Annotated in this window: 12 protein-coding genes; all 12 read right to left on the bottom strand. The window is 55.6% G+C overall.

Going from position 1 to position 20,658, the window contains the following annotated elements; all coding sequences use genetic code 11:
- On the bottom strand, nucleotides 1–447 hold a 447-nt coding region (locus VE23_RS27055), incomplete at its 3' end, for a hypothetical protein (RefSeq protein ID WP_198156174.1).
- A gap of 192 nt (nucleotides 448–639) precedes the next feature.
- Nucleotides 640–1,356, bottom strand: a complete 717-nt coding sequence (locus VE23_RS14510) for a hypothetical protein (RefSeq protein ID WP_049868365.1) — start codon at nucleotides 1,354–1,356, stop codon at nucleotides 640–642.
- 264 nt (nucleotides 1,357–1,620) lie between these two features.
- Nucleotides 1,621–1,854 (bottom strand): hypothetical protein, encoded by a 234-nt coding sequence (locus VE23_RS25895; RefSeq protein WP_157053962.1) that lies wholly within the window; start codon nucleotides 1,852–1,854, stop codon nucleotides 1,621–1,623.
- Between the two features lie 68 nt (nucleotides 1,855–1,922).
- On the bottom strand, nucleotides 1,923–2,651 hold the full coding sequence (locus VE23_RS14520) for a response regulator (protein WP_021880897.1): 729 nt from the start codon (nucleotides 2,649–2,651) through the stop codon (nucleotides 1,923–1,925).
- 8 nt (nucleotides 2,652–2,659) lie between these two features.
- Nucleotides 2,660–3,826: a sensor histidine kinase gene (locus tag VE23_RS14525; RefSeq protein ID WP_127510149.1), complete on the bottom strand. Its 1,167-nt coding sequence runs from the start codon at nucleotides 3,824–3,826 to the stop codon at nucleotides 2,660–2,662.
- A 195-nt stretch (nucleotides 3,827–4,021) separates the two neighbouring features.
- Nucleotides 4,022–6,784, bottom strand: a complete 2,763-nt coding sequence (locus VE23_RS14530) for a stalk domain-containing protein (RefSeq protein WP_084781498.1) — start codon at nucleotides 6,782–6,784, stop codon at nucleotides 4,022–4,024.
- Nucleotides 6,785–7,123: 339 nt separating this feature from the next.
- Nucleotides 7,124–11,485, bottom strand: a complete 4,362-nt coding sequence (locus tag VE23_RS14535) for an Ig-like domain-containing protein (protein WP_049868366.1) — start codon at nucleotides 11,483–11,485, stop codon at nucleotides 7,124–7,126.
- 223 nt (nucleotides 11,486–11,708) lie between these two features.
- Nucleotides 11,709–12,914, bottom strand: coding sequence for a methionine adenosyltransferase (gene metK / locus VE23_RS14540; RefSeq protein WP_048746372.1), 1,206 nt, complete (start codon nucleotides 12,912–12,914; stop codon nucleotides 11,709–11,711).
- A 190-nt stretch (nucleotides 12,915–13,104) separates the two neighbouring features.
- A complete protein-coding gene (locus VE23_RS14545; RefSeq protein ID WP_021879731.1) occupies nucleotides 13,105–13,374 on the bottom strand; it encodes an alpha/beta-type small acid-soluble spore protein in 270 nt (89 codons plus the stop codon).
- A gap of 314 nt (nucleotides 13,375–13,688) precedes the next feature.
- A complete protein-coding gene (locus tag VE23_RS27060; protein WP_049868367.1) occupies nucleotides 13,689–14,336 on the bottom strand; it encodes a hypothetical protein in 648 nt (215 codons plus the stop codon).
- A gap of 201 nt (nucleotides 14,337–14,537) precedes the next feature.
- Nucleotides 14,538–17,111: a hypothetical protein gene (locus VE23_RS14555; RefSeq protein WP_049868368.1), complete on the bottom strand. Its 2,574-nt coding sequence runs from the start codon at nucleotides 17,109–17,111 to the stop codon at nucleotides 14,538–14,540.
- Nucleotides 17,112–17,249: 138 nt separating this feature from the next.
- Nucleotides 17,250–20,039: an S-layer homology domain-containing protein gene (locus VE23_RS14560; RefSeq protein WP_049868369.1), complete on the bottom strand. Its 2,790-nt coding sequence runs from the start codon at nucleotides 20,037–20,039 to the stop codon at nucleotides 17,250–17,252.
- Between the last annotated feature and the right edge of the window lie 619 nt (nucleotides 20,040–20,658).

Consider the following 20,658-nt stretch of genomic DNA (forward strand, 5'->3'; position numbering starts at 1 on the left):
AAGCAGCGCGCGGCCTTGCAGCGCGGCTGCGGCTGCGCAGGCCGCGCGCGCCAGCTCGGCCGCTCCGCCCGGCGCTGCAGCCGGAGCTGCAGGCCAGTCCGCCTCCCAGCGGACTACCTGCCGCTGTGGAGCCGGCTCCGTTTCTCCGCGTTGGCGTTCCGCTTCGGCTGCGCATCCTGCCAGCATCTCCGCAGCCTGCCGGCGACCGATGCTCCTCAAACCGGTTTCTTCCCACAGCTCCGCAGCCCGGACGGCCGTATCCAGCGGAAGTTTGCCGCATGCCAGCACTTCCTCGGCACCAGGACGAGCATCCTCTCCAGCGGCGCTGCAAGCCTCCTTCCTCCACTTCGCGTTCAGCAACCACAGCCGATCGATCTCCGGAACGATGGTCAAACCCGCCTGCCAATTCCCCGACAACGATCGGCTGATGTATACCGCTGCCTCCATATGCTCATCCTCCCTCACGGAACCGCATGCCCGGGCAGGAGGACGCAAAAAAAGCACACCCCTGCGGCTCGCCGCCGACGGGTGTGCTTCACCTGTTCCGCTCTTAAATAAATACAGCCCTAGTATAACCGAGCTTGCGCCGATTGGCTATTCAATCTTTCTGCGTCTCGACAGCGCAGGCTCCATTCCTTCTCAGAACGGCAGCTTGAACCAATCCTCGGGAAGATCCAGATCCACCAGCACAGGCTGATCCTGCTCCCTTACGATTCCATGGCTGCGCAGGCTCCACAACAGCCTGTCGCGTCCACCTTTTTCGGAGTCCTCGAGGGATCGGCGCTTCGAGGAGGCCGAGGCACCGCCGCTTCCCTGCCATGCCGCCCCAGGCTCGCCAGCTTTGCTTCCCGTCCATGCCGATTCAAGCTCATCCGCTTCGCTACCCGTCCATGCCGATTCAAGCCCGCCAGCTTCGTTTTCCACCCAACCCGCTCCAAGCTCATCCGCTTCGCTTATCCATGCCGATCCATGCTCACTCGCTTCGCTTCCGACCGTTCCCATCCGACCTCTCTCCGATTCGGATTCCGATTGTTCTCCCGCTCTCTCACGAATGTTCCCGCTGTCCATGTCGGAAACGGTCACCAGCCGAATCCCGTCTCCGAAACGCGTAGCGATATAGGCGGTATCATCTGTCGATCCTCGATCCCACACGGTAATCCGGACAGAAGTTCCCGTCAGCTTGGAAAACCGGTGAAGCGAACGGATGCATCCTTCCAGCCGCAATTCATCGTTCCGGGTCATCAGAATGTAATGCTTATCGGCACGGGGAACCTTGGCCATGACGTAAGAAGCCATATGAACCGCTGCCGCCGCAACGCCGTAACAACCAATGACGCCGAGCAAAATGTCTATCATGGGCCGCTTCTCCTCTCACGCGGCATCGAAGCCCTCGAACCCGGCCGGCCTAGCGTCATGGCCGCGCCCGCGGAACGGCTCGAAGGGGGAATGCCGTGACGGATACTGTACCATATGCCTTTTTCGCTCTGGGCGTTACGGCGGCCGGCATGCATCGGCGATAAAAAAGAAGTTCAGGAGAATATGCGGATCGAGTTCATTCCACTTAGCGGAGGTACAGGTATATTCGTTCCTAATGACGGGGGTATGTTCTACATGACGGGTTTATGGAAAATGTTCCTGCATGACGAGGTGCGGGTGCAATTCGTTCAAGCTTGAGGATGCCATACAAGAAACTCTTTCCGGCCTAATGAGTTTGTCTTTTGTCTTTTGTCTTTTGTCTTTTGTCTTTTGTCTTTTGTCTTTTGTCTTTTGTCTTTTGTCTTTTGTCTTTTGCCTTTTGCCTTTTGTCTTTTGTCTTTTGCCTTTCGTCTCTCCCTCCGCCTGCAAAGCGAACAAGCCAAAACCCCCGGAGAGACATCTCCGGGGGTTTTGGCTTGTTATGTACCGTCCAGGCTTCGCAGGCTTTAGAGAGTCACCCATCCGTATTTGATGGAGTTGATGACAGCCTGGGTGCGATCGTCCACTTCCATCTTCTGCAGAATGCTGGATACATGGTTTTTGACCGTCTTTTCGCTGATGAACAGGAATTCGCCGATCATCTTGTTGCTCTTGCCCTCCGCCATGAGGCGAAGCACTTCCGCTTCGCGCCGCGTAAGCGGATTGTTCTCGCCGGCGACGAACTTCACGCCCGTCTCGCGGCTTGCAGCCGCTCCGGAGTTCGCGCCCATCTCATCGAGGTAAGTCATGCGGCGCAGCTGGTTGATCAGCTTGCCAGTCACCTTGGGATGAATGTAAGCATGTCCCTGCACCACCGAACGGATCGCATTGATCAGCGACTCCGCCTCCATGTCCTTCAGAAGATACCCCGACGCGCCCTTGCGCAGAGTTTCGAACACGTAGCTCTCGTCGTCATGAAGCGAGAGGATGATGACCTTGATATGCGGAAACATGTCCCGGAGCCGCTCCGTTGCCACAACCCCGTTCTCGATCGGCATATTGATGTCCATAAGCACGACTTCCGGCTGGTGTTGATTGCAGAACTCCAGAACCTGAATTCCGTCGCTGCATTCCCCGATCACTTCCAGGTCCTCTTCCATGTTCAGGATGCGCTTCAAGCCTTCCCGGAAAAGCTGGTGATCGTCGGCAATCAGCAATTTGATCTTGCGCTTGCCTCCTGCTGCCTTCAGGTCCATACGCTATGTTACTCCTTTCTTTGATCCACGCCTGTAGGGATATGAATCGTTATCCTGGTGCCTTGGCCGCTGGCGGACTCAAGCTCCATTCTTCCCTCAAGTAGCTCCACTCGCTCCCGCATTCCCATCAATCCGAAATGCTGGTTGATCTTGGCCCTCGATTGAATCAGCTCCGTGTCGAATCCGCTCCCGTTGTCCTGTACCGAAATCTTCACCATTTGCGACTGATAGGTCAGCTCCAGCGAGACAAAGCTCGCGCTCGCATGCTTCAGCGCATTCGTGAACGCCTCCTGGACCAAACGGTAGATGCCTGCCTCCATCGCGGAGGGAAGCCGGATTTCGCGGCCGATTGTCTCGAACACCGTATGAATTCGCGTTTTTTCCTCAAAATCCTGCACATACTTACGCAAAGTGGGAACAAGTCCTAAATCATCTAATGCCATAGGTCGCAAATTGAATATTATCTTCCGAATTTCTTCCAATCCGGAGCGAACCTGTGCCTTTAAGTCTACTAATTCGTGCTGGACCATTTGGAATTCCTGCTTGGCGAGCATTCTTTCTGCAATTTCCGTCCTAAGCACTAGATTCGCGAGCGACTGCGCCGGACCGTCGTGGATCTCGCGCGCGATCCGCTTGCGCTCCTCCTCCTGGGCCAAAATGATTTTGAGCCCGATCAGCTGGCGGTTTTTGGCCGATTCCAGAATACGTGTCACTTGCGTCAGATCTCCGGCAAGGTATTCGAGCACGACATTGATCTGGGAATGGATCGTCTCCGCTCTCTCCACCGAATTCTCGACGTTTTTGACCCGCTTCTGCAGATCGTCCCTGCGCGCCTTGAGATAGGTTTCCTTCTCGCGGAAGACCATCAGCTCCAGCTGCAGGCTGGTAGCCTTCTCATAGGCGTTCTTGATGTCTTCTTCCTTATAGCGAACGAAATCCCGGCTTACCTCCGTAAGCCGAATACGCGCAAGGCGGTACTCCATTTCCAGCTTGTCGACCTTGTCGATCGTCTGGATCGTTTCCTGGAGCACCTGATTCAGCTCCTGTTCGAGCGTGACCAGTTCCTTGCGCGCGGATTCGCAAATTTCATAGATTTGGTATTTGCTTTCTTCCATGACTTGAATCGCGTTTTTAATAACGCGGTCGATGTCCACAATCCGGTGATCCACAGTCATCACGGCTGCCTTTCTGATGCTGGAGATTCCTGCCGCTCCATTCGTTTCAAGCCGCACCGTCCGCCGCCAACCAGCGACAGCGGGCAAATGCGAGGAAACGAGAAGAAGGTATCTATGAAAGATACCTTCCTTCTCTTCATTATGAAAGGGACAGGTCCCCTCTATCATACCACAGCAGGCGTGCTGGGATTTGTATCATTCGACGGTAATCCTTTTGGTTGTTCCGTCCCATTTTACCGTTAGGCCCATCTGCTCAGATACGAGGCGGATGGGGACTAAAGTCCTGCCGTTCTGTTCGATCGGCGCGGTATCAACGGCCACTCGCTTGCCGTTCGATACGAGCTCCTTGCTGCCGATTACCATTTCCAGCAGCTGGCCTCCCCGCAGCACGGATACGCGTTTTGCGGCCGCTTCGTAGTTCACCGTGCTGCCGAGCGAGCTGGCGACAAAGCGGAGCGGGAGATACGTGGTACCGTCCTTGATGTAAGGAGCGGAGTCCAGAGCCGTCGTTTTGCCGTCCACCATGGCGGTCTTGCTGCCGGCCTTCATCTCGATCTTCACGGAGGCCGGAGCCGGCAGCGCTGCCGGGGCATCCGCCTTCACATTGTCAAAGGCCATCTGTCCGCTCGCGGCGCGCTCGTCGGCGCCTTCCTTTAAGCTTGCAATATACAAGCGAGTCAGCTTGACCGGATACTTGACGGCTTTTCCGGATTCGGCGAGATTCACCTTCAATGTTCTCCAGCCGCTCCAATCGACCGTCTTGGCCAGCGTGAGCAGATGAGTCGCCCCTGCGGCATCCGTCAGCTCCGCCCTCGCCCAGTTGAGGCTCGCATCGCCATAGACGTCGATGCTGATGCCCGAAGGCGTGCCCGCGATCGGAACGCCGCCGCTGCCCATCATCGCGTACGCGGCTCTCGTATCCGTCGTGCCTGCGGAGAAATCATAGGACAAGGACAGCGCGTTGGTCGCATTGGAGGCATCGAGTCCGCTCAGGAGGGACGTGCTGCCGGTGACGCCTGCCGTAGAGGAGAACGATGCCGCCGGAGATGCCGCATCGAAGTCGGCGACTACGCTGCTGCCGCCGCTTTTCGCGAACGGAAGCACGGCGGAGAAGCCGTCGTAGCGGGCGATGGCGTATCCGATGGCCGCTCCGCCCGCGACGGACTGAACGGTCAGCTTCTCGCCGTCGCGGGCTGCCGCAAGCCCTTGGAATTCCCATTTTACGGATTCCGGCGGAACGGTATATTTCTGCCCGCTGCGCAGCGTAACCGTCACAGGCACGGATACCGTCGCGCCGGCCTCCAGCGAAGCCTGGGCGCTGCCGATGCTCATAGCGGCGATGTCGTCCGCTCCCACCACCGTCACAGGAAGCGTATCCTCAGCCGAGCCCGACTTCACGGTAATGCTGCCTTGTCCCGCCTTCGTCGGGGTGAAGGCGTTGCCGTTCCAGCTGCCGCCGATTTTGGACGAGCTCCACTTGGCGCTGAGGCCGCCCGGCTCCATCGGGTTGTAGTATTGATCGTAGGCTTTCAGCGAATAGGTGCTGGACTGGCCCAGAAAGAGCACTCCGGAGCCGCTTGCCTTGATGCCCTTGATCGCGCCTTGAGGAGCGATGCTGAAGACGCCCAGCCCGTTGGAAACCTGACGCATCGTCGTGCCGTACTCCGTCGGATGGGCAAGCTGCAGGCCGAAGTCGCCGAGCGGACGCGCGACCATCGTCGTCGAGCCGCCGCCGTCCAGATTGACTCCTTTGTAAACGCCGATGCTGACCATCGCCTGCTGGAGCTCCGCAAGCGTCAGGCCCGAGCTGCTGCCGTTCGTCTCCGACGTGATGATGAAGACGGATTTGCCGTCGGCGGAATAACCGAGTGCCGTGCGGGAGCGAGCGGAGGTGCCGCTGATCGACGAGACGCTTCGCGAGAACGTCGCCGCCTTGCCCCCGTCCACGAGAATCGTATGCCCGCCGACCATCATCTCGAAGCTGGCCGGGTCGGCTTGCTGCTGGGTCGTCAGGGACTGAAGGGAGTAGTTCGCGTTCACCGCCGTGCCCGGCTGCAAGTGATCGCGCACGAATGCGGCCGCCTTGCCATGCGCACGCAAAATGTACCCGTCAGCCGGCGGCTTGGAGGAGAAGGCGGCGCCTTCCGATATCTGCTGCACGACTCCGTTCTGGACGAGCACCTCCGTAGGCGTCGCATAGCTCGCTCCGGCCGGACGGTCTGCATCCATCCAGGCGCTCGTATACATGAACAGCGAATCGGAATGGGAATTCGTCTTGGCCGGATACTCCGTCGTATAGGAGGACTGGTTGAGTCCCGCCAGCGTGAACGTGGAGCCGTCGGCGGCTGTGACGCTTCCCTGGAACTGGTAGCGGTCGATGACCGGCTTCTTGTCCTTGGTGACGCCGAACATGTACATGCCCGTCAGCTGCATCGGGCTCGTCAGCAGGCTGCCGCTGAGAATCTCCGCGCCCATCGGGGCCCCGTCCGTGGAAGAGGTCTGGAAGTAGTCGGCATTGACGCCGGCAACGGCTCCGGAATTTTTGGCCATGCTCATGACGCTGCCGCGGTCGGTGACGACGCCCTGAGTATTGTTGATGGCGTTCAGCTTGACGTATGGATTACTAAGATCGACCTTGATGACGTGGATATTGGCCTGCACCGCTTTGCCGCTGCGCGTGCCCTTCCACAGATAGTCGATGCGCTGGGCGCCGGAGGTGACCATCTCCTGGTTCGTGACCGTCAGCTTCGCAGCGCTTTCGGCCGCATGGGCGACGGATGGAGACAAAATGGACGGAGCGCCCGGCAGCGCAGGCGCAAGCGCCAGCAGCGGCTGCACGATGAGGGCAGCGCCGAGCACGGTAACGAGCATCCTGCGGCCGCCGCCGAGCGGGCGAGGATGCTTATATGTAGGGGCCGAAGGGGCATGGACAGCCGTTTGATTCTTTTCTTTGGACATAAAGATTGCAACTCTCCTATCTGGATGGCACTCATTCTGCGTTTCTGAAACTCTGTCAGTACGAATGAATAGACTTCCAGAATGGGAAAAAGTTACGACCAAAGAGGGTCTGATAGAATAGTCCTTTCAGCCTTTCGACAATGATTGACTTTTTCTATGTTAATAATCTCTTAGAATGGAAGGAAGGACCTATCGTTTCCTCCCTGCGATCTAGTAGGGCTGCTTGAATAAAGACCATGTCCGCGGCATGCTCCTTTCCTGCTTTCAATCGTTTCCGGGCAAAAAAAAAGAAGCCGCCCGGCCGCATCCGCGATGCCGGCAGGACAGCTCCCGTTCTTTCTACACGTCGATCATTCCGAGGTACAGCAGCATTCTCTTGATCATGACGGCCGCCTCTGCGCGGGTCGCCTGCCCCAGCGGAGCGAACGCGGTGGCGGTCTGCCCGTTCGCGATGCCCGCAAAGACGGCTTTGGCCGCATACGGCTGCGCCCAGGCGCTGATCTTGCCCTTATCCTTGAATTTCGCCAGGTAAGAGGCATTGTCCTTGGCCGGGATGATCTTCATCTCGGAGGCTTCGATGGCGCGAACCATCATCGCCGCCATCTCCTGACGGGAGATGGCCGCGTTGGGACGGAATTGCCCTCCGCTCCCTTGTACGATGCCGGCAGCCGAAGCCGCTCCGACATAAGAAGCAGTCGCCGATCCGGACGAGACGTCGCTATAGGCCGAAGCCGAGGCGCGGTCGCCTTTGAGGCCGAGGGCCCTGGCGATGTATTCCGCGAATTCCGCCCTGGTAATGTTGGCTTTGGGCATGAAGGAATTGGCGCTTCTGCCCCTCACGATTGATTTGGAAGCCAGAGCGGCGATATCGTTCTTCGCCCAATGTCCGTTCACGTCGCTGAGCACGGGGGTGCCTCTCACGACGACGAAGACGCCGCCGGACTTGTGCTTGAACGTCACGGACAGCCCGCTGATCCGGGTCGGCACATAGCTCAGCATGGCCGTTTCATCGTCGAGGAACACCGTGGACGCAGATGCCGGCACCAGGCTTGAGGCCGTCTGCAAGGTCGTGGAGGCATAACGGCTTAGACCGTTCAGCTTCTTCCGGTCGGCCGAAGTCGCCGACGTCCCGATGACCGATATGTCGAGGCCGATGACGCTGGAGGCTGCCTGCAGGCCTCCCTTGGTGACGGCGTTCTGCAACCCCCCCGCCAAAGTCGCTGGATTCTCGTCGATCGACAGCATGAGATAGCCGGTAGGACCTCCTGCATTGAGCAGGGAGGCCGTTCTGGCGAAGTCGATTCCTTGGAGAGGAATCACCGTGGAGATGCCATTGTACTGCAGCTCGAAGGAGGCTGTCGCCGAAGCGGCGAGCACCTGCTGCAGAGCGAGGATCGGCAAGGCGACTATGCCCGCCTTCTGGCCGTCCGGCACCTTGAAGATGACTTTATCCGTACCCGAACCCGCACTGCGAGCTTTCTGATAAGCGAGAATCAGGCTGTCGCTCAGTACCGAATAACGGCTGGCCGCCCTTCCGGCCGGGGATACGTCCTGAGTGACCGTAACATCCGTCAAGGTCAGCTGGCCTGCAACTGCCGGCTGCGAGCCCGAGCCGGATGAGGCTCCACCTTGCTGGCCTGTAGCATTGGTTGCGGATGCCAGCAAAAGCGATGCGGCGCTGTCCCCTCCTATCTGTCTCAGCGGGTTGTAAGTCGGCGGCGTGTAGGTCACGGTTACAGCCTGTCCCGAAGTCACCGCGCGGCTGAGCTTCAGAATAACCGACGAACCGGCGATGCTTACGCTGTTCACAGGAACGAGCACGCCGTCCGCACGGATGGAATACTGGCTAGGAGCCGGCGCGGATGCCGGGTCCAAAGCTCCGGAGTAAACAAGCGTCAGCGTGTCTCCGTTCGCCATGCCGGAAAGATAGGTCGGAGTCGTGCTTGCCGTGAACATCGATGCCGGCACGCCGCTGAAGGAGTCCGCTTCGTTTCCAGCCAGATCCGCCAAGGCTGGACTGCCCTTGGAGTAGCTGACGGTAAGGCCGACGGATGCATTCAGGCTGCCGCTCAGCTTGAGTGTCACCTTGCTGCCTTCAATGCTTACTCCTGAGACCCCGATGGAAGACGTCCCGTTCATGACGGTGAAGCGGCTGGAGGAAGGCACCTTTGCGGTATGGAGGCCTTCGTTGTAATTGAGCGTAACGGTATTTCCTCCTGCGATGATGCTGCCGAGCACCGGCTTCGTCGTATCGAGCATGTTCTGGACATAATAGGTGCTGAATGCCCCAAGCGGATTGCCCGCTTGGTCGACAACGGGAGCCGTGCCCGGGGAGTAGTTGACGTATGCGCTCCCTCCGCTCGTGGACGGGCTGCTCAAGCGAAGCAGAAGGGTCGACCCCGATGCGGTCGCTTCCGTCAGCTGAACATAGGAGCCGTTGACGTAAAGGCCGAATTGGGACAGGGCTCCCGACTGCAAGGCCTGGACCGGCTTGCTGAGCTGGAGGGTGACGTAGCTTCCGTTCAGAACGCCGCTCGTCACCTTGGGCAGCGAGGAAGTCTCGTCATATTGGATCTCCTTGCCGGTAAAGCCCGACGCGCGTACACCCGACAGGCTGCGGAGCGCGGGCATGCCTTCTCCCGGAACGGAATAAGAGACCGTTATTTTCTGGCCGCTGAGCACCGGGGACCGCAAAATAAGCGTTGCCGTGCTGCCGCTTACTTCGACTCCTGCGAGCTCGCGGGCCGCAGGCGAATCATTGACGGTGACATAGAAGCTGGCCGGATAAGGAATCGAACCGCTGTCAAGCTCCATGCCGAAGACCAGCTGAATCCTGGTCGAGCTGGCGGCTGCCAAGCTGCTCAACGAAGGCGTGCCGCTGCCGCTCGCCATCGTCGTGAATTTCCACTGGTATTCGTTCAGAATGCCGCTAAAACCGTTGCCGGCCAAGTCAGTCACGCTGTTCACCCCGAGCTCCACATACAGCTGCGTCGATCCTGGCAGCGCGGCATCCGGTTTAAGTAGAAGCGCATTGGCATTATCCGGCGCGATGGAAAGGGAAGCCGGGTAAGTCTGGGTGGAGCTGCCGCTCCGGTGAAGCAAAGCTTTGGCGCCCGGCGCCAGCCGGATGGCTTCGTTGAATACGAGTCTAAGCGGCGAGACCGTCGACACGGACGTCGCTCCGCTCACCGGAAGCATGGATACAATAGAAGGCGGCGTTGAATCCCTATTGACCGTGAAGGGCCATGCGCCGCTTCCGCTCATTCCCGCATATCGGTTGCCGCTCTCGTCCAGGAAGGCCTGATTGCCGATCTCGACATAATACTTGGTCCCTTCGGAAAAGAGGATGCCCGGATTGATCGTGATGACGTTGCTTCCGAACCCGTTCAGCAGCTCCGAAGTAACCGGAATCGTCGCCGCTGCCGCACCGCTTCCCGCATTCCTTATCGTCACATAACCGGTTCCCGGGAATACGTTCTTGTCGAATGTAATCCGGAGCTTGCCGTCCAGCGCCCCCAGAATGCCTCCAGCGGCCGGCTCCAGCTTGGCCATGGCAGGCGGCTGCCCTGCGGATGGACGGGTCGTGAACGTCCATTCCGCCGCGCTGCCGATGCCTGCGAACAGCATGTCTCCGCTGCGGAAGGCTCCCGGATCGACAAGCACATAGTATGCCGTGCTTCCAGCCAGCTGCCTGTCCAAACCTGTTTCGACCGTCCCGTCCGGCTTGTATGTCATTCCCGATGTATTGAGGCTAGTGACGGTGACGTTGTCCGCGACTCGTTTCACCGTCATGTACTTCGGCGAATTCGGCGTGCTTCCGGACGTTACCGTCTTGTCGAACTTCAATCTCAAGCCCGTATCCAGCGCAACGCCTGCGGATCCGGACGAAGGCTGCTTATCCACGATGCCGACCGGAGAGCTTCCCGTCGTGAAGCTCCATGAGTAGGCTGGACTCTTGTTGCCTGCGGCATCCTGCACCCAGCCTGCCGGAACCTCGATCCGGTATTCTTGTCCCGGAACGAGAACGGATGCGGGAACGATCGTCAGCGACTGGCTTCCGCCGCCCGTGACGGCCGGGGACACTGCGCTGACGGCCAAGGCATCGCCTGTCGTCCGGTTGACCAGCTGCAGCGAGCCTTCCGAAGGGTAGACGACTTCACCGTAGTTCAGCTGCAGCGTAGAGAATACCGGCACGCTTCCGCCTTGCGGAGAGGCGGACACAACGTCGGGAGCGGTTGTATCCGGCTCCGCCGCACTGAAATTCCACTCCGACGCGCTCGATATTCCGACGAACGGAGCCCCGTTCGATGCATTGGCGAACACTCCTGCATCCAGCAGCACATAATAGGATTCGCCTGAAGCAAACGGCTTATCCGGCTGGATCGAAACCCGGGTGCCTTCCACCTGGACTCTTCTGTCGTCGGCAGTGAACCTCGCCCATTCCGTGTTGTCGGACACTTTGCGAATGCTAATGCCTGCGCTTCCGCTTCCTTTCACGACCGCCTCGTCGAAGGTCATCAGCAACCTCGAGTTGGCAGGCACCCGTACCGCGTCGTCCGCCGGCAGCTTGGCCGACAGCAGCGGCCCTCCCGCTGCGGCAGCGGCTTGCCTTACCCATCCTCCTGCAGGCAGACAGGCGTTTGCAAGCATGAGCAAAGCCGCTGCGCCAATCATGATCGTTCTGCTTTTTCTTCCAGCCAACTGAATTCACTCCCCGATTTGTAACCCATTGTAGTTACTTTGTCGGTATCCAAATAAGGAATGTTTAGAATTCGCTGGAAGTTGGCATCCTATGGGCAACCATCTTCTATGTCCGTGTTCGGGGTCCTAAGCGGCTCAAGCAGGTTGAGCATTCATGAACGGAGCGAGTATTTGAACGCAAAAAACCCCCGCTCAGGCTGAGCGGAGGTTATCGGAAACACGATTACACGAGTGCGGCTTCCTGCTGAAGCAGAGCGGCTTTGTCCACGCGCTCCCAAGGCAGATCGATGTCCGTACGGCCGAAGTGGCCGTATGCAGCCGTCTTTCCGTAGATCGGACGGCGCAGGTCGAGCATCTTGATGATGCCGGCAGGGCGCAGGTCGAAGTTGGAGCGGATCAGCTCGACGAGCTTTTCCTCTTCCACTTTGCCGGTGCCGTACGTGTCCACGTTGATGGAGACCGGATTGGCTACGCCGATCGCGTAAGCAAGCTGGATTTCGCATTTGTCGGCCAGGCCGGCAGCGACGATGTTCTTCGCCACGTAACGGGCCGCGTATGCCGCGGAACGGTCGACTTTCGTCGGATCCTTGCCGGAGAACGCGCCGCCGCCATGGCGAGCGTAGCCGCCGTAGGTGTCGACGATGATTTTGCGGCCGGTGAGGCCGGCATCGCCTTGAGGTCCGCCGATAACGAAGCGGCCCGTCGGATTGATGAAATATTTCGTGTCTCCATCGATCAGTTCCTGAGGAACGACCGGAGCGATGACATGCTCGCGGATATCCTTTTGGATCTGCTCCAGGGAGATCGCTTCGTCATGCTGCGTCGAGACAACGATCGTATCTACGCGGACCGGCTTGCCGTCCTGGTATTCGATCGTTACTTGCGTTTTGCCGTCCGGACGAAGGTATTCCAGCGTGCCGTTCTTGCGCACTTCCGCCAGGCGGCGGGCAATGCGGTGGGACAGCGCGATCGGAAGCGGCATCAGCTCAGGCGTTTCGTTCGTTGCAAAACCGAACATGAGGCCTTGGTCGCCTGCTCCGATGTCTTCGTTTTCTTGCTGGATGTCTTTGCCTTCGCGGGTTTCGATCGCGGCGTTGACGCCTTGGGCGATGTCGGCCGACTGCTCGTTGAGAGAAGTCAGAACCGCGCAGGTGCTGGAGTCAAAGCCGAACTTGGCGCGCGTATATCCAATTTCCTTGATGGTGCGGCGCGCGATTGCGGAGATATCCACGTAGTCGGCACGGCTGCTGATTTCGCCGATAACGAGCACAAGGCCCGTCGCTACGGATACTTCACAGGCAACGCGGGCATAGGGATCCACTTCAAGGAAAGCGTCGAGAACTGCGTCAGAAATCTGGTCGCATATTTTATCGGGATGGCCTTCCGTTACGGATTCCGAAGTAAACAGGTGTCTTCCTTTAAGGGACAAGCTGATCGACCTCCTAGAACCATATAATGAGAAAAGTCCTGAACAAAAAATCAACCTTTTCCCATTGGAAAAGGTCGTTAGACAACTCTTCTAGGACACTATAATAGCGGAACTGTCGCATAGTGTCAATGGACGGCAATCCTTGGTAGTTTTTGGAGAATCTCCTTTGGACCGCGTCTTCAGGCGATTTTTAGAGTCCGTAGAGGGATTGCTCGGCCTTGGCAACGAGACGCTTCGTAATCTCGCCTCCCACCGATCCCGCCTGGCGTGTTGCCAGGGAAGACCAATGCACCGTCGGCTGCGAGCTGTACCCGGCCTCGCCGAGTTCTCCGGCGAATTCGGTATCTCCTGCTCCGGGAGCAGGGGCGGAGTACAAGCCAAGCTCTCCGGCAATTTCGTACTTCATCTGATTGAGGATTTCCTTGCTTGCAGGAACGACAACGCGGTTGGATCTGGCCATGATATACAACACCTCCGGTAAGATTGGATAAGGATGTGCATATAGAATGCCTCGGGGCTGGAGGCTCTAAGCGTCGAACATATTGTCACTGAGGGAAAAAAATAACTATTTGCCAAAGCCGCAAATAGTTAAGGGAATTCGGAAATTAATAGGAGTTCCAACTGGATTTCAATTCTTTTGATTTTCCAAAAAGCAGCCATTTGTTTAATTGAACTCAATAAGTCGGCAGTCCACCTTGGGGCTAATCCTCTTAAACACCTGTTAAGCCGTTACGGCATTTACGCCATCACGCCATTACACCATTTTAATAGAATCTACGGCTGCATCTTGATTTCATAACTGCCTTTGACCATGACCGTCAGCCCTGTCTTCATGCCGGGAGCGCTCGAAACGCCTCTTCCTCCGCGCGGAAACAGAATTAAATGGTTTTGCGGCACAGCAGCCCCCGACTTGATGTCGATGCCGTCCGTTACGTCCGCGATGCCGTTGCTGTCCGGGCTGTACGCGACCGCTTTGCCAGCCCGCACGACAACTTCCGCTCCATCGGCGGCGATCAGCGTTTTGCCTGCCGGCACGTTGATGACCTTGATCGCGCCATCGTCCTCCGAGCCGCCATCCGTGCTGCCTCCGCCCGGTGTCGCCGTCGGCTTCGGAGTCGCAGTTGCGGCAGGCGTTGCTGTCGGGGCAGGCGTTGCCGTAGGCGTGCCTCCACCTGAGCCGCCGGAGCCGAGACCCAGCTCGGCCAGCCTTTGGTCGACGTAACTCTTTGTCACGACCGGATCTTCAGCCGTACCGGGAACTGCAGCTGCAGACGAACCGGCGGCGCCGGTCGATGCAGCCGCGGATGCGTCTCCTCCGAGTGAGTTGGCCAAGGTGGTCCAGTGCGTCCCCGTCCATACGCCGGCCGCAAGCGTCAAGGTCAGCGTTGTCCATTTCAAGCCCTTTGTCCCTTTGTTGCCCATGCCTGTCTTGTCTCCTTCCATCTCTTCTCTTTATATGTAGTCGTTCGTCTTCATGCAAGACCCCTTCAATAATCTACCACTCTACTATAATTCAACTTTCATGTCCAGAATTGCTCCGCTCAGTTGGGATATGTCTATTGTCAATCACATTCAAAAAAAGAACAGCCGCACCGCTTTTTCCGGTACGGCCTCATACTACTATTACTCGCTAATAATGAACCAAGGATATTCTTTTGAAGCAATTCGAATCTGAGAGCCCTGGAATACATCGTATAGATTAAGTCTGTATTTGCTGTTCGATTGAAGCTTCGACTGAATATCCGGATCGCTGAAGAAAATCTTGAAGTCGATATCTTGCCCCTCCTTCAGAATATCGTCCGTTGAACCCTGCACTCCGGCACCAATCTGGAAGGTTTTGCTGACCGTAGTTTTGTTGTTGTCTTGATTGACAACCTCAACCACTAGCTTATGGGTCCCCGCAATCGCTTCATATTGAGAATCACGCTGAAGACTGTACGTAGTTTGTAACCTAAGTCCGTCTACCGTGTACAAATCCTTCGCATTGAGGAAGAGAGCAGTCTTTGTCAATGACAGAGAATACCCGCCTATTTTAAGGTCCTTCAACGAATTTGCCGTTTCATCCGCCGCAGAGCCTATAAAAGTATAGGCAGTCGGTTTTGCCAAGACGCTAGCAGTTATCGGTGTTGAAGGATTTGCTGTGCCGGTCGAACCTGAACTGCCCCCGCTTGATGGCTGCTCAGTCGATGGCGGGGCCACAGATCCGGTAGAGCCTACCGTTTGTCCGAGAACGAGTTGATAGGAATCGCCGCTGAACGCCCGAGGGAGCTGCGCCCACGCTGAGAGAAGCGCTTTTCCTTCTGGACTGATCCGATCCTTCAGCTCTGCGAACTGAATAGGCACGGACAGTCCATTTTTATCCACCAAGTACCCGCCTATAGATGCGATTTGCGCCGTTCTCGCTTCCTTATTGACGGCCTCCAGCTCCGTGTAGAAGGTCTGAGCGGCATCCGATTTGTAGATTGCTGTCCTTTTAATCGAAATCGATGACTTCTGCCCTGTACCGTCGATAACATACGGTGTTCCAATTGTGCTCGTTTTGATCTCCGACAGCTGCTGGCCAGTGAACTGATAAAGCATTTTGCCCGGTTTGTCTGCCGCAGGCTCCGTGCTCACGAAGGAGATCTGCTGAATGCTCGTGCTGTACGGAATTTCGGCAGAGACGATTGCTTCAAGCGTAGCTCCTGGAGCCAACGTAACGCTCTGATCAAGCGAAACCGCCTTTTGTTCCGTTCCGATGCGGACACCGTTGACCATAAAGTAACCCCCGAGCACCGGAATCTGCTTCGCCACGCTGCTGGTGTTGGTAATGCTCATGTTTGCTACGAGCATATCGTTGTCCTGGTTCGGCATCCGGTTAATGCTCTTAAGCTGGACACTATAGTCGTTGTAGCTGAAGGCCGAACCCAATCCGCCCTCTTGCGATGCTGCCTGCAGCGAATAAGCACCGATAACATAGGACTTTACTTTTTCCGTTGCGGTCGATTTCATTAGAAGCTGGGAGTCGGCTATTGTTACACTGGACGGAACGTTTCCGCTTAGACTAATTGTTTTGGCTATCCCTGGCAGCAACGATGCATTTTCTTCTTTTGTATAGGTCAGAGCATAACTGGCTCCTGCCTTCGTCACAAGAAAGAAATCGAAGGCTCCCGTGGCAGCCGAAGAGGTCCCGGTATTGGTTAAGCTGAAATCGATGGATAAAGCCTGACCTCCCGAGCTTTGATTTAGAAACGCCTGACCAGCTGTTGTTGTCACCGGTTGTCCATCCATGTAGACGACTCGAGGCTGTCCTGCTTCGGACGGAGCTTGCGTCTTCAGCGACGGCAGTGAAAATACTCCTGTGGGCAGACTGACTTTGCTGGCCTCGTCATTTATGGACACGACCATCGATAGCGGTTTGGAAACAACCGAAGCCGGAATCGTGGACCGAAGCGTGATTACCTTCCGCTCTCTCGGCTGGATAGCCAGCCCTTCCAATCCTACCGCCGAGACATTGTACACGGAAAGGCTCTGAGTTTGGAGGTTGAAAACCGTCTTTGATAAATCAATGACCTGCTGACCAACGTTTTCCAGAAGATAGTTTATCGTCACATATCCATTATCTTTATCCTTGGTAATAAAAGCTTGCTTGACGGCCCCTTTCAATTTGCCGATGCCATAAAGCATCGTTCCTGGCTGGTAAGCGGCAATTTGATCCGAAGCTTGAGCCGGGTAGGCAATCTTGCCCAAATTCCGTTCATAATTAGCTGCAGAGAAATCCCACTTTACGACCTCAAACACCAAGTCATTCAGCTTCGTTGCTGAATCGATGACTGCGTAATAAGTTATGTACTGGCTCGTATTGGCCGGGACGGAGGTTTTTTCCTTATCCCCTTCAATAACTGTGGATTTGAATGATTTTCCGGATTTGCTCTTTACTCTCAGCCAGTAGTCGGAAAGGTCCAGAGACTTGGAGGCTGTATTCGTAATCATAACCGTGTAAGCAAGTACTTTTCCTTTGTCCTGCATGAGAAAATGAGCATCCCGTATGCTTAACCGACTGGTAGCAGATAAGGATACAGCTTGCCCAGACAGTGTGACGGATTTGGCCGCAGCCGCTTGAGCTTGATGAACGATGAAAATACTTTCCCCGCCTTGCAGCATCAGCCCGGCTGCCATAATGCTGGCGACCCCTGACTTGATCCATATCGAACGCACTTTCATTCCTCCTATTGCCATATATGGTTTTAGACGCAAACCATGCATCGATTGTTTCGTCTAAATCGCGAAAGGCTAAAGGAAATAAAAAAAAGAGCAAGCAGGAATTCCTGCTTGCTCTTTTTGGTTAAGCTTCAATTATCCTACGAGAACTGTTGCAGTTGCGATAACACCTGCGGAGTTAACGTAAGTGATCGTTACAGAACCTTTTGCTACGCCATGAACCGTAGTTCCGGATACCGTAGCAATTTTTTCGTTGCTGGAACCGATTTTAGCGGAAGGAGTAACTTCAACGCCATATTGGTCTTTAACCGTCAGGGCAACCTGTACGTCGCCACCGATAGCTACGGAGTACTCGGATTTCTTGAACTCAGCCGTTTTTGCAACTGGAGCGTCCTCGGAAACCGTTACTTCTTGAGTAGCGATAACTTTGTTGTTGGCGTTGTAAGCCGTAATCGTAGTTTTACCAGCTTTTTGGCCCGTTACTTGGTTGTCGCTGGATACGGAGAGAATCGACGGATCGTTGCTCGATACGAATGGAGCTGCGTCGGATTTCAGGGCTACTTCTACGCCGCCGGAAGTTTTGCCGACCAGTTTAACGCCTTTCGTGTATGCGCCGACCGTTTTAGCTGCATATACCGTACCTACGGATTTGATGCTGTACGAGCTGATGTCGGAGGATTCTACGACATTAACCGTGAAGCTGTAGGCTTCTGCGCCAGCCGTCGTGGACGTTACTTTTACAGAAGCGGATCCTGGAGCCAGAGCTACCAGCTTGCCGCCTTCGTATTTCACAACGTCTTTGCCATCCGTAACTTCTACGTTGTACGTGTTGGCAGCAGCCGTATCCGTACCGCCGTAGCTGTCAACCAGCACGATGTTGTCGCCGTTGAAACCAACGGAAGCGCCGTTTTCAAGCGTCGTAGCTACATCTTTGATGCCGTTTACGCCGACCGTCGAAGCTGCTTTCACAACTTGAACGTTCAGGGTCGTAGGAGCGACTGCTACGTTAGGAATGCTGCTTACAACGTAAGCATAGCCTTCCGATGCGAAGGTAAGCTCCAGCTCGCCTTTAGCGTTGACGTTTTTCGTAACCGGGATGTTGGAAGAGATGTTCAGGGATCCGTTATCCAGGTATTTTTGAAGGTCCGTTCCTTTGATTTCGTTGCCGAATTGATCAGCGGCTACGAACGGGAAGGCTGCAGCTTTGCCAGCTTGAACGATGCTAGCGGAAGCTCCCAGTTGGAAGCTCTTGATGGAGCCTGCACCATTAACGACAACGTTGATGGACTTGGATACGCCAGCTTTAGGGTTGCTGATAACGATCGTAGCCGTGCCAGCAACGCCAGCGTTGAACTTGATGACGCCGTCTTTGTCAACGATCAGCGAGTCGATGATGCGGTAGTCGCTGATGGAGATGAACAGACCGTCTTTTACAACATAGTTGCTGTAAACGCCAGCAGTTGCTTCAGCAGGCTTCAGGTTGACCGTGCCAGCCGTCAGCTTGATCGTTTGGCCGCTTGCGTCTTTCAGCGTCAGAGGAAGCACAAGACCTTTGTCTCCAGCGGAGATGCGGGTTTTGTCTTTAAGCGGCTGAACTTCGCCGAGCTCGATGCTCGTAGCGGAGCTGCCCGTTACGACTTTCAGAGCTTTCGTCGTTGTCAGGCCGCCAGCTGGGTAGACAGCCGATACGTTGATCGTGTCGCCCTCTTGCGTTTTCGTCAGGCTGCCTACAGCCTGGCCGTCGTTCACGAGGTTGATTTTGCCGTTGGCAACGTTGTAAACCGTACCGCGGGTGCCGTTGACAGCCGTGATGTAGTTGTACGTGCCGGAAGTAGCCGTAATGTCTTCGTTGAATTGGTTGAAGACTTTTACGCCAAGATCGACGTTGTCAGCCAGTTGAAGAGCTGGAGTCGTGATGTCGATTTTGGATGCTACGCTTGCAGCGATTTTAACGGTGAATGGAGCGTCCGTTCCTTTGACCGTTACGGTGTAATCGCCAGCTGGCAGATATACAGCGGACAGAACAACGGATTTGTTGTCGTCTGCGAATTTAGCCGTTACAGGGAACGAAGTCAGGCTGGATTTAACTGCGAATCCGCCGTCCAGGTATGTTTTTTCCGTAGCGGACAGAGCGCGGTTGAATTTAACCGTGATCGCTTTAGCGCCCGATTGAGCGGCTTCAGTAGCTTTAACAGCTTGAAGCGTAACTTCTACGGAGTAAGTTTTGCCGTTGTACGTAACGTCTACTTTCGTTGCTTGACCAGCTACGAGTGCAGTCGTCAGAGCTTGTTTTACCACTTGACCGTCGGAGAAAGTAACCTCGATGTTCTTCTCGTCGACAGCAACAGCGGATTTAACGGAAACAGCGGATGCGCTGGAAAGATCATAAGCTGCTTCGAATACTTGGCCGCGGGTAGCTGCTACTTTGTAAGAAGCTTGTTGGTCGATCAGACCAGCTTCGATAGCTGCTGCCACGTAGCCTTTTGCCCATGCGCTTACGGCGCCGGATACGGCAGCGTCGGCTTTAGGAGTCAGGCCAGCGGATTCAACGATGATTTTAGCAACTTGCTCAACCGTTACGTTTTGCGTAGGGCCGAACAGGTTGTTGCCGAGACCGTTGACGATGCCGGCTTTCGTTACTGCGCCGATGTAGCCTTTAGCCCAGTAGTTGGCAGCTACGTCTTTGTATTTCGAGGAAGCAGCGTCTTCGCCAAGGCCTTGAAGCAGCGCTACGACTTTGGAAATCTCGGCACGCGTGATGTTTTTGTCGAGGCCAGCGGAACCGCCTGGGTAGCCTTCAACGATACCTGCTGCTTTGAGTGCGTCGAACTTCTGTTGCGTCGTCAGTTCAGCCGCGAATGCGGAGCTTGCGAATACGGAAGTTACGAGTGCGCCTGTAACGACCAGAGATAAACTTTTCTTCATAACCTTTTGTTCTCCTCCTCTAACTTGCTTAAGTAAATGAGAGTGTTCTGTGGAACTATGAGTGCTCTTCTTACTCATCTGTTGTGTCACCCCCTTCCCAGAGTGTGGGAGCCATATAATATAGAAAAAGGTCTGCTTCATGTATAGACACGTGTAGGAACATGCCGCAGAAACTCGTAAAAACAAGTAGAAAAAAATGGAAAGCTGTCAAACCACTAAATCATTATACAATGGCCTGATAGAACCAGTAAAGAGAAACATGTGAATATGTTTCCATATCAATAGAAACCATTCGGCATTGGACATATCCGGCATCCCCGCATCGGTCCAGGTTTCAAGCCGGTGCTCTTTGCGACTCCAGATACTTAAACGCAGGGCTTTCGCAAAAGTTGCGACTTCCGAAATTTTTTTTGAAAATATCCTTGTCTTGCTGTTATGTATTGCCTTTGTTCGTAGGTTTTGGCTGCAAGCCTAGTATAACTTGGATAACCGCTCTTCGTCGACTCGAAACTTTTTCCATCTCTCGAATTTTGTCGAATCCGGATAAGTCTGCCATTTTTGAAAGAAGTGCCTGGAAATTCCACATTTCCAGGCACAATCCATCCAATTTCATTGAAGA

Origin of the sequence: Paenibacillus sp. D9 (assembly GCF_001188365.1) — a bacterium.
Classification (GTDB): domain Bacteria; phylum Bacillota; class Bacilli; order Paenibacillales; family Paenibacillaceae; genus Paenibacillus_O; species Paenibacillus_O humicus.